This window comes from Marinobacter sp. SBS5 (genome assembly GCF_048285575.1).
Taxonomy (GTDB): domain Bacteria; phylum Pseudomonadota; class Gammaproteobacteria; order Pseudomonadales; family Oleiphilaceae; genus Marinobacter.
Map to the genome: position 1 here is coordinate 131,800 of NZ_JBLWAZ010000003.1, position 15,890 is coordinate 147,689.

A 15,890-nucleotide genomic window follows, 5' to 3' on the forward strand; every position below is an offset into this window, starting at 1 on the left:
GATCAGCGGTGGCGTACGATCACGCTGCCGATGGAATAGCCGGCACCGAAGGAGCAAATGACGCCCAAGTCGCCGGCTTTCAGATCCTCTTTATGCTTATGGAAAGCAATGATTGAACCGGCCGAGCTGGTATTGGCGTATTCGTCCAAAATCACCGGCGCTTCTTCAACGGTGGCATCGCGGCCCAGCACTCGACGGGCAATCAACTGGTTCATGTTCAAGTTGGCCTGATGCAACCACATACGAGCCAGATTGTCCGGAGCCAAACCCAAAGACTCCAGATGGCCCTGGATCGTTGATGCTACCAGCGGCGACACCTCTTTAAATACCTTCCGGCCCTGCTGGATGAACAGCTTGTCTGGCTTGCCCACGCCGGATTCGTCCGCGCGGTTCAAGAATCCAAAGTTATTCCGAATGTTGTTGGAGAACTTGGTCACCAGACGGGTACCGACAATCTCGAAGCCCTGCCCTGGTTTCACGTCTTCCTCGCGCTCCACAAGCATCGCAGTGCACGCATCACCAAAAATAAAGTGGCTGTCCCGATCCCGGAAGTTCAAATGACCGGAGCAAATCTCGGGGCTGACGACCAGAACTGCACGGGCCGTTCCATTTTCAACCGCGTTAGCCGCGGCTTGCAGACCGAAAGTGGCAGAACTGCAAGCTACGTTCATATCGTATGCGAAGCCCTGAATACCTAAGGCTTGTTGCACTTCGATCGAAACCGCTGGGTAAGCACGCTGCAGATTAGAGCAGGCTACGATAACGGCATCGACATCATCGACTGTCTTTCCCGCTTGTTCGAGCGCTTCTTTGCAAGCCACCACAGCCATATCACACTGCACGGAGGGCTCGTCGTCACTCCGCTCGGGAATATGTGGCGTCATACGTTTTGGATTGAGAATACCCTCACGGTCAATAACGTGCCGGCGTTTAATACCGGAGGCTTTCTCGATAAATGCAGAAGCGGAAGGTTGCAGTGCCGTCAGCTCTCCGCGGGCGATTTCTTCCGCGTGCTCACTGTTGTACAGCTCTACATACTGGTTGAAGGCCTCAACCAGCTCGTCGTTCTCGATGATGGCGGGCGGCGTATACAGGCCGGTTCCGCTGATGACGGCTTTAATCACAATAACCCCACGTCATGGTTATAAAACAGTTTTTGTCACGATTCTGCCAGAAATACTAACACAGTCCTGAAGAATTGCCCGTTGGACTATTGGTCAGTAGCGTGTCATACAACCTGCTATCAGTTTGGTTAAACCCGGGTTAGCGTCCATTGCTTATCCAGACGCTTGACCGACACCGTCATAGCGGTGCCCAATTGCTGGGCAAAAAACGACACTCGGTACTCCTCCAGCATCCAGCGATATAGTTCCAGTTCGGGATCACACACACTCTGGCGCTTCTGTTGTTCCTGTTTCTTGGCATAGCGAGCCCACAGCGCATCAATGCTATGGAGGAATTCACGCTCCTTCCCCATCTCCCTTGGCATCTTTTCAAGGCGGATGAGCGCCGCTTCGAAATAGACACCGAAACGGGCTAACCAAGGAGAAGGTGTATCGACAAGAAACCCAGGATAGACAAGATGTTGAAGCTGAAACTTAATGTCAGCCATACTATTCGCTAGGGCGAGATTGATCTTGCCCTTCAACTGTTTTGCTACTTTTTGATAGCCGGTCATGGCCGTGTGAAGACGCTCGTCCGCCAGCTCCAGCGCTGGAATAAAATCCCCCCGATGCTGATCAAACACCTTATCAAAGCTTTCGGGATTTCGAGGAACTTCGCCCGACAAAAAGTGCTCCATCACAGCGGCAACCAGCAAATCATCCAACAACGCTTTGGCTTGCCCCACCGGTGCAAACATCAGCGCTGACTGCTTGAACTTGGGCAACCGGCGCTCAAGATCCGTCAAGGTACTACCAAATCGATTGATAATCAGCCGTGCCACACCCCGTCGCATGGTGGTTTCTGCCGTCAGAAAATCAAGGCATCGAATTGCCCTAACCTGCTTGCCCAGATCTTCCAACGCCGGGTAAACGGTCACTTGCATACCGCCTTTTTCGGTCTGAACCCGTTCAGGCAACTTTCCAAACTGCCAATCCACGTGCTCAACCACCTTGGCATCATCCGTGTCATCTGATGCAGCCGTCGTCAGTGCCTTCTCTGCCTGCTCACCAAGCTTTGCCTGAAGATCATCCGCGCTGCGGCTTTCAGCCATGACCTTGCCCTTGTTACCGGTCACCTTCAGATTCATTCGCAGATGCCGGGGCAGCTCTTCCTCTGGCCAGGCTTCAGGGTCTATCTGCACGCCGGTCATTCGCCGTAGCTGATCCGCCAGCTTGACCGTCAACGGTTCGTTGCTGGGCTGCATATTCTCTAGCGCGGCATCCACAAAATCCGGCACCGGTACAAAGTTACGGCGGACAGATTTAGGCAGGCCCTTAATCAGCGCAATGCATTTTTCCCGCAACAAGCCCGGCACCAGCCATTCCAAACGACGGGCCGGAATTTGTTTCAGGGCCATCAACGGCACATTCAGCGTTACACCATCTCGCTCACTGGTCGGCTCAAATTCATAGCTAAGAGGGTACTTGGCGCCCTCCCATTCCAGATAATCGGGATACAGGGCCTCCGCAGACTGGTCAACCGGGCGCTGCAAAACGTCCGCTTCCGTCAGCTCCATGTCGCGCAGAGCTTCAGCAGACAGGTTTTTCCACCAGCTTTCGAAATGCCGACCGCTAACAATGTTGTCAGGCAAACGCTCGTCGTAAAACGCCACCAACACTTCATCATCGACCAGCAGATCACGACGCCGTGTCTTCTTTTCCAGATCTTCAACGGTATCCAGCATGGCGCGGTTGCGGGCAATAAATGGAGCCTTCGACCGTAACTCCCCTTCCACCAACGCCCGCCGGATGAAAAGATTTCGGCATTCGGCAGGGTCCACCTTGGTGTAGGGAATCCGGCGCTTGGGCACTACGTCCAGACCGTACAGTGTGACCTTTTCATAGCCCATTACCTGAGCGCGCTTTTGCTCCCAGTGGGGCTCGAAATAATGGCGCTTGACGATGTGTCCGGCTAAAGGTTCCACCCATTCAGGTTGAATACCCGCCACCATGCGGGCGAACACTTTGCTGGTTTCGACGATTTCAGCGGCAACAATCCACTTAGGTCCAGATTTAGCCACTTTCGAACCCGGGAAGATAATGACTTTGCGATTGCGAGTCGCCAGATATTCCCGTTTTTCCACTTTAACGGCGATCTGGCCCAACAACCCCGCCAAGATGGGTTTATGAATGGCATCGTAGTTAGCCGGTTGCCGGTTCATCGCGAGCTTCTGGTCTCGGCAAATCAACGTGAGCTGCCGGTGAATATCTCGCCATTCGCGCATGCGCATCCAACTCAGGAAGCTCTTCTGGCACAGCTTTTTAAGTTGGTTCTGAGACAACTCCTGACGCTGCTCTTCATACCAGTTCCATATATTCAGCAGTGTCGCGAAATCCGATTCTTTATCATTAAACGGTGCATGGGCCTGATCGGCGGCCTGCTGCTTTTCCTGTGGCCGTTCGCGAGGGTCCTGCACGCTAAGCCCGGCAATCACGATCAAAACTTCCGCCAAACTGCCATGATCCGCCGAGGTGACCAACATTCTGGCCAGGCGCGGATCGAGCGGAAGCCGAGACATGGTGCGCCCGAGCTTGGTCACTCGCCGCTTTTCATCCACTGCGCCGAGTTCTTCCAGCAACTTATAACCATCATTGACCTGGCGGCTATCCGGAGCCTCCAAAAACGGGAACTGACGGATTTCGCCCAAGCCGGAGGTGGCCATCTGCAGAATGACCGAGGCCAAATTGGTACGGAGAATTTCCGGATCGGTGTATTCAGGCCGGTTGATGAAGTCGACTTCATCGTATAATCGGAAGCAAATACCGGGTGCAACCCGGCCGCAACGTCCTGCTCGCTGGTTAGCGCTGGCTTGGGAAACGGGCTCTATGGGTAAGCGCTGAATTTTCGAGCGCACGCTGTAGCGACTGATCCGAGCCACGCCGGTATCGATAACGTAACGAATGCCCGGCACCGTGAGTGAAGTTTCCGCCACGTTGGTGGACAGCACAATGCGCCGCCCACGATGAGACTGGAACACCCGATTCTGTTCTTGGTTGCTCAAGCGGGAATAAAGCGGCAGCACTTCAGTATGGCGCAACTCCGCATGCCTGAGCACCTTACTCACCGCTCGAATTTCACGCTCGCCCGGTAGGAACACCAACACATCACCCGGTGGCTGCTTTTCCGAGCGCTCGTGTTGCTCGATTTCTTCGATGGCAGAGAGAATGCCATCGGTCCAGCCTTGATCTTTATCGTCTTCATCACCGACCAGAGGGCGGTACCGAACATCTACGGGGTAGGTTCGCCCACTCACCTCGATAACCGGAGCTTTATCGAAGAACTCACTGAAACGCTCCACCTCAATGGTTGCTGAGGTGATTATTACTTTCAGATCGGGGCGTTTGGGCAGTAGTTGCTTGAGATAACCCAACAGGAAATCGATGTTCAAGCTGCGTTCGTGGGCTTCGTCGATAATCAGTGTGTCATAGCGATCCAGAAACCGATCATGCTGGACTTCCGCCAGCAAGATACCATCGGTCATCACTTTGATTTGCGAATGCTCTGAGGTGTTGTCGGTAAACCGAACTTGGTACCCCACTCGCTGCCCTACTTGCTCACCCAATTCTTCGGCAATGCGACTGGATACACTGCGCGCCGCAATTCGCCTGGGCTGGGTATGCCCGACTAAACCGCGGACACCCCGGCCAAGATTTAGACAAATCTTTGGAATCTGCGTGGTTTTACCCGATCCGGTTTCACCGGCGACAATAACCACCTGGTGCTCTTCAATGGCTTTGCTGATGTCATCAACCCGTGTACTCACGGGCAACCCGTCTGGAAAAGTTGCGGGCTTATGCAGCGCCTGTCGCTGTCGAACCTTCTCTTTGCCCTGCGCCAACCAATCATTCATCACAGCGATGTCTTTTTGCCCGGGCAGGCCTTTACTGCGCCCCAAGCGCCGGACAATGCGCGCTGCTTCCTGCTGGTTACATTCAGCGAGTTGACGTTTGAGTGCTGCCACCTCCGCTTTGGGATCAGTCACACTGGATGCGGAAGCTTTATTCGGGGTTGAATCAGACATTGCTCGCCATTGGCTCTCAAAGTTTCAATCAGGGTGATCAGGCGCCACAGTCTAGCCGGAAAGGCACACCGTATAAACACAAAAACCCTGCCGAGGCAGGGTCTTTAAGTGCGGGGAGAGTCCTCGCAGAGGAGCCAACTTAAGCGTTAGCTTCTTCGTCTCGCAGTTCACGGCGAAGAATTTTGCCCACGTTACTCTTAGGCAATTCATCACGGAACTCAAAGTGCTTGGGTACTTTGTACGCGGTCAGACGCTCACGGCAGAATTCTTTCAGCTCGTTCGCAGAAACGCCTTCTTTGGTAGCGACAACGTATACCTTGACCGCTTCACCACTCTTGGCATCTTCAACACCGACCGCCGCGCACTCAACCACTTTCGGGTGGCTCGTTACCACGTCTTCGATTTCATTCGGGAACACGTTAAAGCCAGACACAATGATCATGTCTTTCTTACGGTCAACAATGCGGATATAGCCGTCTTCCTGAATCAGCGCAATGTCGCCAGTCTGGATAAAACCATCTTCAGTAAAGGACTGACGGGTATCTTCGGGACGCTGCCAGTAGCCACGCATAACCTGTGGGCCTTTCACGCACAGCTCGCCTGGCTCACCCACGGCCGTTTCGTTTCCTTCATCATCAATGGTCTTGACGATGGTAGACGGAATCGGAAGACCAATCGTGCCCAGCTTGATGGCACTGCGGGGGTTAAAGGTCACCACGGGAGAAGTTTCGGTCATGCCGTAGCCTTCACTGATTTCACAACCGGTGACACGTTCCCACATTTTGGCTGCATCGCTGGTCAGAGCCATACCGCCAGAGGCCGTCAGCTTCACACCCGAGAAGTCCAGCTTCTGGAAGTCTTCGTTGTTGCACAAAGCCACAAACAAGGTGTTCAAACCAATGAAAGCCGTGAACTTATGCTTTTGCAGCTCTTTCACAAAACCAGGAATATCACGCGGGTTTGGAATCAGGATGTTATGAGCACCGGCTTCCAGCATGATGCCGCAGTTCAGCGTGAAGGAGTAGATGTGGTACAGAGGCAGAGGCGCGATAACCACTTCCTTGCCTTCAGCGACCTGGTCTTCCAGCATGGGGCGAACCTGAGTCAGGTTGGCAACCAAGTTAGCGTGAGTCAGCATGGCGCCTTTCGCCACACCGGTGGTACCGCCGGTGTATTGCAGTACGGCCAAATCGTCCAGCTTGATTTCAACCGGGGTAAACTTCTCCCGCGCACCCGCGCTAAGAACCGCTGGCAGCTTATGGGCCCCCGGAATGTTGAACGGAGGCACCATCTTTTTAACGTGCTTCACCACCGCGTTCATTAGCTTGCGCTTGATCGGGGAGTGCATGTCAGCGACTTCGGTGACGATAACGTGCTCAATACCTGTATGCGGCAGCACTTTCTCGGCGTTCTCCGCCATGTTGGCAAGAACCACCAGCGCTTTCGCACCGGAGTCGTTAAACTGGTGTTCCATTTCCCGTGTGGTGTACAGCGGGTTGGTATTCACCACAATCAGGCCTGCACGCATAGCACCGAAAACAACAACCGGGTATTGGGTGATGTTCGGCATCTGAACGGCAATGCGGTCACCAGGTTTCAGGTCGGTTTTGTTTTGCAGCCAAGCCGCGAAATTGCGACTCTGAGTATCAAGATCTCTGTACGTCAGAGTGACGCCGACCGCGCTGAACGCAGGCTTTTCTGCGTATTTCTTAACGGCCTGTTCAAAAACATCTACCATGTTTTTGTACTTGCTGAGATCTACCTCACGGGGGATGCCCGCAGGGTATTTATCTTGATAGAACTGCTCAAAATCCATCACCATCTCCTGTTTGATTGGTGGCAATCGGGCCAAAAGAGCAACCCGACTAAAGTCTCAATCCTTAAAAGTGGAGAGAGAATAGCAGTTTTGGAATCGATGAGGTAGCTTTCAAAAATCTACCCCCCAAGAACCACCAACAAGCTCTTAATTACCAGAGGTCACTATGAGCGACACCTTAGACATTCTTGAAAATATCACCTACAACGAATTGAACGAAGGTGATTCCGCGACCTTCACCCGCACACTCACAGAAGACGAATTGGTTTTGTTTGCTGCGGTATCGGGGGACGTGAATCCAGTGCACCTTGATTCTGAGTTTGCCTCTGACACCATGTTCAAAGAACGTATCGCTCACGGTATGTGGAGTGGCTCTTTGATTTCAGCAGCTCTGGCAACCGTCATGCCCGGTCCGGGCACGATTTATCTGGACCAGACTCTGTCCTTTAAGCGCCCCGTCAAACTGGACGACACCCTGACCGTGAAACTAACCGTCTCTGAGAAGGGCGCCAAAAACCGGGTTACATTGGCTTGCGATGTTCGCAACCAGAACGGTGACCAAGTGGTCGTTGGCGAAGCGAAGGTCATTGCACCTACCGAAAAGGTGTCTCTGCAAAAACCCCGCTTGCCGAAAATTACCATCGAAAGCTGAGGGCTTAGCCCGGAAGGAAATCGATAGGGAACTGAACCTTCCGGGCCGTAACCTGGGCCGCCCCGAAATCAAACATTTGTACCCTCATCGCAATGCGCTGCTCCAACGGCGGATTGCTCAACTCGGACGCCACCACCCTGCAGGCCGATACGGATCCGTTCGGCTCGATGACCAGTTCCAATGTGACCTTTCCCTCGAGAGTGGGATCTTTCCTGAGTTCTCGTTTGTAGAGCGAATACAGAACGCTCTTCTGAGCATCAAAGACCTGTCGAATATTGCTCATTGCTCGTTGTTTAGCGGGTTTACGAGCGGGCTTTTCGGCCTTCGCCACAATCACTTCCTCAGGCGCATCAACCTCAGCAACCTGATGCCCCGCTACAGCGACCTCGCGCGCTGGGCCTTCGCGCGCTTCTACGCCGCCACTGCCTGCCAGCACTTCGGCATTCGAAGGATGCGCTAATAACCCAATGGCTTCTGAGCCCGTTACGTTGGCACTCAGATTCCGGCTATGTTTTGGCTCGGTTTTGGTCAAAGCCTGTAGCTGGCTTTTCATCGCAAACAAGCCAGATTGAGACGCGGTTTCACGGGCCTGTTCTGTAGTTTGAACAGGCTGCTCATCGGCCTTCGGAGACGGCTGCGGTTGCTCAGGCTTAGGAGCCGGCTTCGCTTTAACCACCTCTTGCACTTTCTCGGGCTCAGGTTCGGGATCAGGCTGCGGTTCTTGCACCGGCTCGGGCTGCTTTGGCGGTTCCGGAGGTGGTGGAGCAACAAGCTTGGCAAGTCGCGGAGGTATCCGCTCAGCTTCAGCACGATCAATTTCCGGTACTTCAAGATAGGGAATCAGCGCGGCCGGCACTATAAACAGGCCCAACACCAAGACCACAATAGCAACGAAACGCCAGCTTTCAGCGCGGTCACGACTCCACGGCAAGCGGGTATCACCGCGACCTGCGAAGCGATCAACCATTGCTCACCTCCGCCTCAACCGCGAGCCGAACCTGACGAAACTGCTCATCAACACAGGTTTGCATAATCCGGCGCAACAACCGGTAATCGGTATCTCGGGCTGCCATGATGGTAATTTCCAAACCCTGCTCAGGCACTTCCTGCCAACGGCTGCGACGGTAAGCCAACTCCTCGGACAAACCTGCTATCCGTGTATCGGTCGCGTCGATGCCTTCGAGCGTTGCAACTTCGCGCCCCTGCACGAGTATGGACTGGCCACTGACTTGTACCGTTAGCTTATCGACCGCCTCCTGTTTCGCCGTAGACGTCGGCAAAGGAACATCAGCGTTGTTTTGCATCACTTTCACATCAGAGGAATTCACCATCAGGAAGAACACCAGAATGGTGAAGATATCCATTAACGACACCAGGTTCAGGCCGCCCGCTTTGTGCATCCGGCTGTAGTGCCGTTTCCGCATCCGAGCTCTTCGGGAAGTTTTCATACACCCTCCCCTTCTGGCGCTTTAAGGCTTTGCGCCAACACACGGTTTTCGGCCGCATCCATCAGTGAAATATCAGGGAATAACTCGGCCTCAACGACGCTGGTCGCCACGACCGCGGGGTAGGAGCGCACAGTGTCCATCACCGACACCAGCGTTTGATAATCAACGTCTGGCCCGACTTCCAGAATCACATCGGTTTTATCCGGAACGTGGCGTTTAATCTGCTGAAGTACAGAACGCAGCCCCTCGTAATCTTGTGCCTCACCCTTTGCAGGCAACACCTCAATAAGGCCCCTGTCGCTGTCGGCAATTTCCAAACCAGTGGGGATGACAGTGACAACCAAACGCAAGTCTTCCGCTACAGGCGCTTCACCGGCTTTCATCCCCGGAAAGTTAAGCTCGATCATACGAATTTGACTGAAGACCATGCCCAGCAGCAAGACTGGCACAAGCACAATCATCAAATTCATAAAAGCCGTGATGTCCAGTTCCGCTTCTGTGGGTAGCCGGCGGTGTCGACGTCTCATATCGCCCTACTCCTGTTTTATCTGGCTTGAGGGTCTACAGTGTCACGCTGTGACGCTGCGAGCTTCAGGCTCTGAGACAATGTTCAGGAGTTTGACGCCTGCCATTTCAAAGCTATCAACGATCTCATTAGTGCGGGTTTGCAGTAGTGCGTGGAACAGCAACAAAGGAATGGCTGAAATCAGACCGAATGCGGTGGTGTTCATTGCGACGGAAATACTTTCAGACAGCAAGCTCGCCTTTTGTGCCGGATCTGCAGCGGCCACCGCAGTAAATGCTGCGATCAAACCAATGATGGTGCCAAGAAGGCCGAGCAAGGTTGCCACGTTCGCCAGTGTCGCCAGATACTGAGTGCGTTTTTCGAGCCTCGGAAGCACTTCCATCAAACCTTCTTCCATCGCGTACTCAATATCTTCACGGCGACTGTTATTTAGCAAACGGGCAATACCTGCACCGAGAACAGAAGCAATTGCACTGTCCGAACTGCTTGCGGCTTTCATCGCTCGGGAATAATCCCTTTTTTGCAGAGCCGGCAATATGCCCCGTTCAAAGGCCATACGGTTTCGGCGGCGCACCGAGCCCAGGTATATAAATCTCTCCAGCGTAATAGCCAATCCAATCGCCAGCACAACGGCAATCGGATACATGAAAGGACCGCCTTCCTGGAAGAACCGGATAATGGTGTCGAGCATAATATTTTTCTCCGTTTTTACTGCTGAATCACGGTTTAGCCTGGACGGGAGACACGTTTGTAGGCTCCAGTACCAGTGGGTTCAGGGTTTCACGGAACAGCCGATGATTTTCAACGGCAGTCGCAGAAACCGGTTGTGTTAATTCAGGGATTTTCTGGCTCAGCTCGGCGCTCGGCCTTCGCGGTAAACTAGGGCCTTGCCACGGCAAGATATAAAGGATTCGCGGGTCATCCTCGGCCGAATTCGCTGATATTCCAGTCACTTGCAGAGCAGGATTCTTAGCATCCACGACAGTTTTTTTTGAGTTTGCGCTCGCGGGCAGTCCAATGAATAAACCAATAGCAAACAAGAGTCCTGCCCTAGCAACGGAACGCATCATTGAAGCCTCCGTTCCAAGTCAGCTATCCAGCCGGCAACGGTTTTGTCTTCCGTGCCCGATAGCTGCTGATAGCGTTTGTAGTGGACCAATGCTTTCTTTAGCTGAAGCAAATAGAGCTCCGAAATCACCGCAAGGTTGTAATGCAGCTCGGCGGTTTCAGGCGAGGCTCCTACACCTTTTTCCAAAAGGTTCGCAGCCTCTGAAAATCTGTTTTCGTCTTTCAGAACAAGCGCTAGGTTATTGACCGTCACCGCGTCGGCAGGGTTAAGCTCCACCGCGCTTTGCCAAGTCTGGATGGCGGTTTCTACCTCACCCCGGTCGTAGGCCTGTTTACCCTCACGAGCCAACACCCTCGCCTGCTCGGGTGAATACACGGGGTTTTGTTGAGCCTTTTCCGAACCGGATCCGTTACTGGTAGCGGCACATCCCGAGATGACAGCAACCGCCGACAGCAGTAGGCAAAGCCCTGTTTTGCGTATGCAGTCAAACACCGTCATTTTCCTTATCTGCCCAGGTCATCCAGCGTAGATTCCGGCTGTAGCGACCCGGATGCATGGTGGCCAACGCTTCCAGACTGCGACCAATCCATTCGTCATAGCCATTCGCCCTGATCTTTTGATGATTCTGGGTGTGCAGTTCCATGGCCTTTTCTTCGAGCGGGTAAGCCTCTTCTTCAAGCAGCATCTGGTACTGCATGGTTTCCAGCTCGTTGAGCTCAGCCGGCACCTCTGACGCCATCAAGTCGGCTGCCAGCACACGGTAAAGCTCTGCTCGCCTGAACAGCACCTCTGTCACCACAGCCTTACCGCCAAATGCTTCGGCTTCTAGCAGGTAATTCTGTGCTCGCTCCAACGCGCCCTGCTTGCTCACTAAGGCTTCTTCCAAGGGGTGGACTAACCCAATGGCGGCAAACTCATCGGCGGCACGCGCCCCGAGTGTTAAGGCGGCATCGGCGGCCCACGCCAACGTTTCATTGGAATGCCACTGACTTTCAGACTCGATGGCGACCAAAGCCTGCAAGGTTCCAGAGTCACTTGCGCCGGACTCAATCAATCGCTGCCGCATCGTTTGTTGCTGTAGATGCTCACCTGCAGTAGTTGGACGAGGCGCAACGGAAAGCCACTCTCGATACAACTCATTGCGGCGTTCGATTTGATCAGATTCGTGGTAAATAGCCGCTGCCCGCAAACGTTGAGGCCAAGGGGCAGGTAAACCGGATGCGGTGGATAGAAGTTCGTTGGCGGCTTTTAACGGCTGGTCGGATTGCTGATAGGAAAGCACCAATTTCTCGCTGACTTGCTCCGTCAACGGATGGTCCGGGTAATCGGCTCTGAACCGGTTTAGTTCATTAATTGCGGCGAACCATTCCGAAGCCTTCAGTAAGGTGTTAGCCGCATCAAACCGGGATTTGGTCGCCAGTTCTGAGCCGGGCACTACATTCTCCACCCGTTGGAAGTGCGCCACCGCCAAGGTGGAGTTACCCGCCGATGCCGCTTGCTCACCCTGTTTGTAAATCGCTACGGACAACTGATCCCGAATGTCACTTCGCTCATGGGCAGGAACGGCCAATTGGCTTTCAGTTTCTGCAAGAGTGAGCGCTTGTCGCCACGCTCGCTCAGCCAATCCGAACTCGCTCTTCTGCTGCTGAACTCGGGCAATCACCAGCCACGCGACATAACGTTCTTCGATGCTAGCCGATTCCCAGCCCAGTGTTTTCTTCGCGTAGATCAGTGATTTCTGATAATCAGACAGAGCATACCAACGGTTCGCCAAATCGGCACGTAAGGCCGACAAACGCTCATCAACCCCGAAGGCCTTCGAATAACGCTGCTCTTCTGAGCTCAAGGTTGTTAACGCGGCTTGATCGCCAGAAATTTGGGGACTTTGGCTATGTGTTGGCAATGCATCTCTAAGCAAGGTAATCGCGGCCCAACCGGCTTCACTTGCGCGCTTATACTCCTGACCGTATGCCGCTTGCCTGAAATTATCCAACGCCTTGGTATGCTGCCCTGCAAGTAACCTGGCATCACCGGCAAGATGCATCAACTCACCTGCCGCAACCGAGCGTGCGGCTAGTACTTCGTAATAGTCTGCCGCTTCGGTCCATGAGTCCCCAGCTTCAATACCCTTACCCTCAGACTGATACTTTGAGCCAGAGGCGTAATAAAAATCTCCTAATGAACGACCATACTCTTGCCAGCGTCGCTGATGGTGAACAGGCAGTTGCTGGTAGCTGTTGACTGGAAGGTACTGCTCAACGAAATCGGCTTTGGCTCCCCTGACCCGGCCGGGCTGACCGGCCATCGTCCAGAACTCGACATTCTGTACGATGAAGTCTGGCTTTGATTCATGTTCCGGATACGCCCGAACAAAACCGTTATTCACGGCTACCGCTTGGGCATAACGGCCTTCGACAGCATGCAAATCTGCCAACCGATCGTACAGCAGATAGAACCACGGCGAACTGGAACGGCCCGCCAGCCACTGCTCCAGAGTTTGATCATCGTTCCGCCGGGAAGCCATCAAACCCAGCACCCGAAAGCTGTCCTCTACCATATCCAGGCTGGAAGTGAGCGGCTGTCGAATTTGGTCTATATCCGGCAACTGCTCGTCCAACAGATTCATAAAGGTTTTGGCTGCGCGATCCCACGCCTGCTCACCCTGTTTGAATTGGCTCCACCCCTTCATGTAAAGGGCTTTCGTGGCAAGCTCTGCACTGGGCCGCGCCGAGAGCAATGCCTGATAACCGATTTCAGCCTCAAGGTATCGGCCGGCCGAAAATTCGGCCTCCGCGATACGGAATCGAGCTTCTGGCACCAACTCCGATTTTGGATACAACCCTACCAGTTGCCGCAAACGCTGGATGGATTCTTCGTGTTGGCCTGTGAGGGAGTGAGCCTTCGCCATTTGATACAGCAATTCATCCAAGCGCCCCGAGAACGAACCTCGCGACAGAATGTTTTCATAACTACCCAATACGTCTTCGTATATTTCGGCTTCTTTCTCCTCTGAGAAGCCAAAATCCTGACCTGAACGATCGCGTATGTTATTCAGGCGGTTTAACGCATCGATTCGCACCTCCGGTTCGTCTGAATCTTCAAACAACTTCTGATACCGCCGTGCTACTTCAGCGGGAGAAATTGCTGGCAAGGGACGGGGTTCAAACTTCAAGAATACCGGCCGCATTTCGCGCAGGGTTTCACCGTCTTTCCCCAGCTCGACCCGGAAGGATTCCTGTGCTGACAAATCGCCATGCCCTATGGATGCCACGACCAACAGGGGTAGCAATCGTCTAAAAACCAAGCACGACTTCATTGTGCGTCCTCCCCTAGCGTCTCAAGGGCGAGGTATTCATATAAATGAGCAATTTGCTGTTCGGTTTTATCGAGGGCCTGACCCATCAACTGATATTGATGATCGACAAACTCTAAAGCCAAGCTATCCAAAGCATCCGCCGCGCGAGCTCTTGCCTGGTCAACTTGAGCTTGCAACTGACGTATCTGGTCTTTCAAATTTCGAGAGTGAGAGAGAGTATTCTTTATGGCCGGGGTGGAGTTTCCGCCTTCGAACAAATCCGTTAGCGCGATAACAAACACCGAAAGATCGTGATCATTACGGCGTAGCTGGGCTGTCATCTCATCCAGAGCGGCCACTCTCCGAACGGCCTCCTGAGCATTAGCCTGTTCGAGGAACTGCAACAGATACGCCATCCGAGGCTGCGTCAACGTTCGACTATCGGCCAAGAACCACTCCGTTCCCGTGTTTCGGGCGTCTTCAACTAATGCTTTATACGCTCCGTGTTTTTTAATCCTTTGAGCCAGCTCATTCAGAGTCACTCGTTCGCCCTGATAGGCCGCATTTGCAGCCAACCAAGACTCGCCAGCCTGCCCCGGGTACCCCGCCATATCGTAGCCACGCCCCATCCCAATCCAGGCATCTATCACACCTGGGAATGCCAATGGAAACTTCTTGGCACGATGCCAGCTTTGCATAGCTGCCCGGTGATTGCCTTTGTTTGCTAGCGCCAGACCGTGAAGGTACAGAGCTTGAGGTGCGTAGTAGCTATCAAGCGTGACTTTCTCTAGGAAATTAATCGCCTTGTCGTGCTCGTCGCTTTTAAGGGCGAGGTAGCCGGCACGAAGATGCAATTGATTGAGAAGGTTTGTCCGGCGCGCTTCGTTGGCATCTTTGGCTGCCATTGCCATCGCGACCCGCAGTGAGACAAGCGCTCTCGTAAAGTTCAAATCGTCCCGGGCGAAGTCATTGGCAAGATTGAGATAACCCAATGCCGCCCAGTAGCCCTCATTCATTTTGGCGAGATAGCGCCCGGCAGCGTCCGTTCTGCCCTTGACCCGCTCCTGCTCGGCCAATTCGAACATCTCTTGATCGCGCCGGTCACGATGAAGACGCTTTGCGTTGTCCTGCTGATCATAGTTATCCGCGCCGTCCGAAATAGGGGCATTAACGGCAGTTGAATCACCTCGTTCAGAAAAGAGCGCTTCGGGTTCAAATTCCGGTGCTTGAGCCCGCAAAGTCATATGTAAATGCTTCATGACGGGCTGCTTAACGAACCGGTAGACCAACTCCCGGCGGACAAATCGATTGTTGTCGGCGCGAGCATTGACCACGGTTTTCAGGCGATGAGTTCCGCTGGAGAGATTCCCCTGGTAGAGCGGCAACACCCGCCCCTGTTCCAAGGCGGTTCGCTCACTCTCGGTGTAACGGTGCGATGTGACACGATGATCGTCGAGATAAAGCTCCAGAGAATCGACAACCAGAGTTTTTGGGGTGGCTACAGTGAAAACCACCGCCACACGGGTATCCGTATACGGGAGCAGTTGTTGCTCAATGGCTCGCACGCCATCGGTATGAACAGCAACCTTATCGTTGAGCTGCTCAACCTGAGTATCGATAGATATAGCATGGGCACTGGCCACCATGAATACAGCCAGCAATCCGGATATCCAATGCCCCAACATCCCTGAAGCAATCCGGCACTGTTGTGATTTTTGTTCGCCGAACATAGCTGTCCTGTGGTGTCTGGCCGCAATGACGCAAGCAGCCGTGTAACAATTCGAAATAAAGAGTAACACCGGCTAACAGCCAAGAACGGTATCCATTTCACCAAATGAACATTTGAGACGACAGGATTATAGAAGTGTCGAGTTTTTTAACAGGTTGGTCAGTTGAGGA

General features: G+C 53.5%; 12 protein-coding genes. 1 reads left to right on the forward strand and 11 read right to left on the reverse strand.

Annotation, left to right across the window (positions count from 1 at the left end):
- Window positions 1-2: 2 nt before the first annotated feature.
- The 3 genes from ACNQ6O_RS07705 to ACNQ6O_RS07715 all read right to left on the reverse strand — a co-directional run bounded on the left by ACNQ6O_RS07705 (window position 3) and on the right by ACNQ6O_RS07715 (window position 7,001).
- A complete protein-coding gene (locus ACNQ6O_RS07705; RefSeq protein ID WP_418052657.1) occupies window positions 3-1,124 on the reverse strand; it encodes a beta-ketoacyl-ACP synthase III in 1,122 nt (373 codons plus the stop codon).
- A gap of 128 nt (window positions 1,125-1,252) precedes the next feature.
- A complete protein-coding gene (hrpA, locus tag ACNQ6O_RS07710) occupies window positions 1,253-5,185 on the reverse strand; it encodes an ATP-dependent RNA helicase HrpA (RefSeq protein WP_418052658.1) in 3,933 nt (1,310 codons plus the stop codon).
- Window positions 5,186-5,324: 139 nt separating this feature from the next.
- The gene (locus tag ACNQ6O_RS07715; protein ID WP_418052659.1) at window positions 5,325-7,001 is read right to left on the reverse strand and encodes an AMP-binding protein; all 1,677 of its coding nucleotides are present in this window, start codon (window positions 6,999-7,001) and stop codon (window positions 5,325-5,327) included.
- Between the two features lie 166 nt (window positions 7,002-7,167).
- Here ACNQ6O_RS07715 and ACNQ6O_RS07720 point away from each other — a divergent pair, with 166 nt between their 5' ends.
- The gene (locus ACNQ6O_RS07720) at window positions 7,168-7,653 is read left to right on the forward strand and encodes a MaoC/PaaZ C-terminal domain-containing protein (RefSeq protein WP_418052660.1); all 486 of its coding nucleotides are present in this window, start codon (window positions 7,168-7,170) and stop codon (window positions 7,651-7,653) included.
- Window positions 7,654-7,657: 4 nt separating this feature from the next.
- Here ACNQ6O_RS07720 and ACNQ6O_RS07725 read toward each other — a convergent pair whose 3' ends face one another.
- From ACNQ6O_RS07725 to ACNQ6O_RS07760, 8 genes are read right to left on the reverse strand one after another with little or no spacing between them, the layout of a single operon-like run.
- The gene (locus tag ACNQ6O_RS07725; RefSeq protein ID WP_418052661.1) at window positions 7,658-8,620 is read right to left on the reverse strand and encodes an AgmX/PglI C-terminal domain-containing protein; all 963 of its coding nucleotides are present in this window, start codon (window positions 8,618-8,620) and stop codon (window positions 7,658-7,660) included.
- Window positions 8,613-9,101, reverse strand: coding sequence for an ExbD/TolR family protein (locus tag ACNQ6O_RS07730; protein WP_418052662.1), 489 nt, complete (start codon window positions 9,099-9,101; stop codon window positions 8,613-8,615). The genes ACNQ6O_RS07725 and ACNQ6O_RS07730 overlap by 8 nt, the downstream gene beginning before the upstream one ends.
- A complete protein-coding gene (locus tag ACNQ6O_RS07735) occupies window positions 9,098-9,628 on the reverse strand; it encodes an ExbD/TolR family protein (RefSeq protein WP_418052663.1) in 531 nt (176 codons plus the stop codon). Before ACNQ6O_RS07735 ends, ACNQ6O_RS07730 begins: the two co-directional genes overlap by 4 nt.
- A gap of 42 nt (window positions 9,629-9,670) precedes the next feature.
- Entirely contained in the window at window positions 9,671-10,318 is a 648-nt protein-coding gene (locus tag ACNQ6O_RS07740) for a MotA/TolQ/ExbB proton channel family protein (RefSeq protein WP_418052664.1), read from the reverse strand.
- A gap of 28 nt (window positions 10,319-10,346) precedes the next feature.
- Window positions 10,347-10,697, reverse strand: a complete 351-nt coding sequence (locus ACNQ6O_RS07745; protein WP_418052665.1) for a hypothetical protein — start codon at window positions 10,695-10,697, stop codon at window positions 10,347-10,349.
- Window positions 10,694-11,188, reverse strand: a complete 495-nt coding sequence (locus tag ACNQ6O_RS07750) for a tetratricopeptide repeat protein (RefSeq protein ID WP_418052666.1) — start codon at window positions 11,186-11,188, stop codon at window positions 10,694-10,696. The genes ACNQ6O_RS07745 and ACNQ6O_RS07750 overlap by 4 nt, the downstream gene beginning before the upstream one ends.
- Window positions 11,181-14,012 carry an outer membrane protein assembly factor BamD gene (bamD, locus tag ACNQ6O_RS07755; RefSeq protein WP_418052667.1) on the reverse strand — a complete coding sequence of 944 codons (2,832 nt, stop codon included), beginning with the start codon at window positions 14,010-14,012 and terminating at the stop codon, window positions 11,181-11,183. The genes ACNQ6O_RS07750 and bamD overlap by 8 nt, the downstream gene beginning before the upstream one ends.
- Window positions 14,009-15,721, reverse strand: a complete 1,713-nt coding sequence (locus ACNQ6O_RS07760; RefSeq protein ID WP_418052668.1) for a hypothetical protein — start codon at window positions 15,719-15,721, stop codon at window positions 14,009-14,011. Before ACNQ6O_RS07760 ends, bamD begins: the two co-directional genes overlap by 4 nt.
- Window positions 15,722-15,890 lie beyond the last annotated feature (169 nt).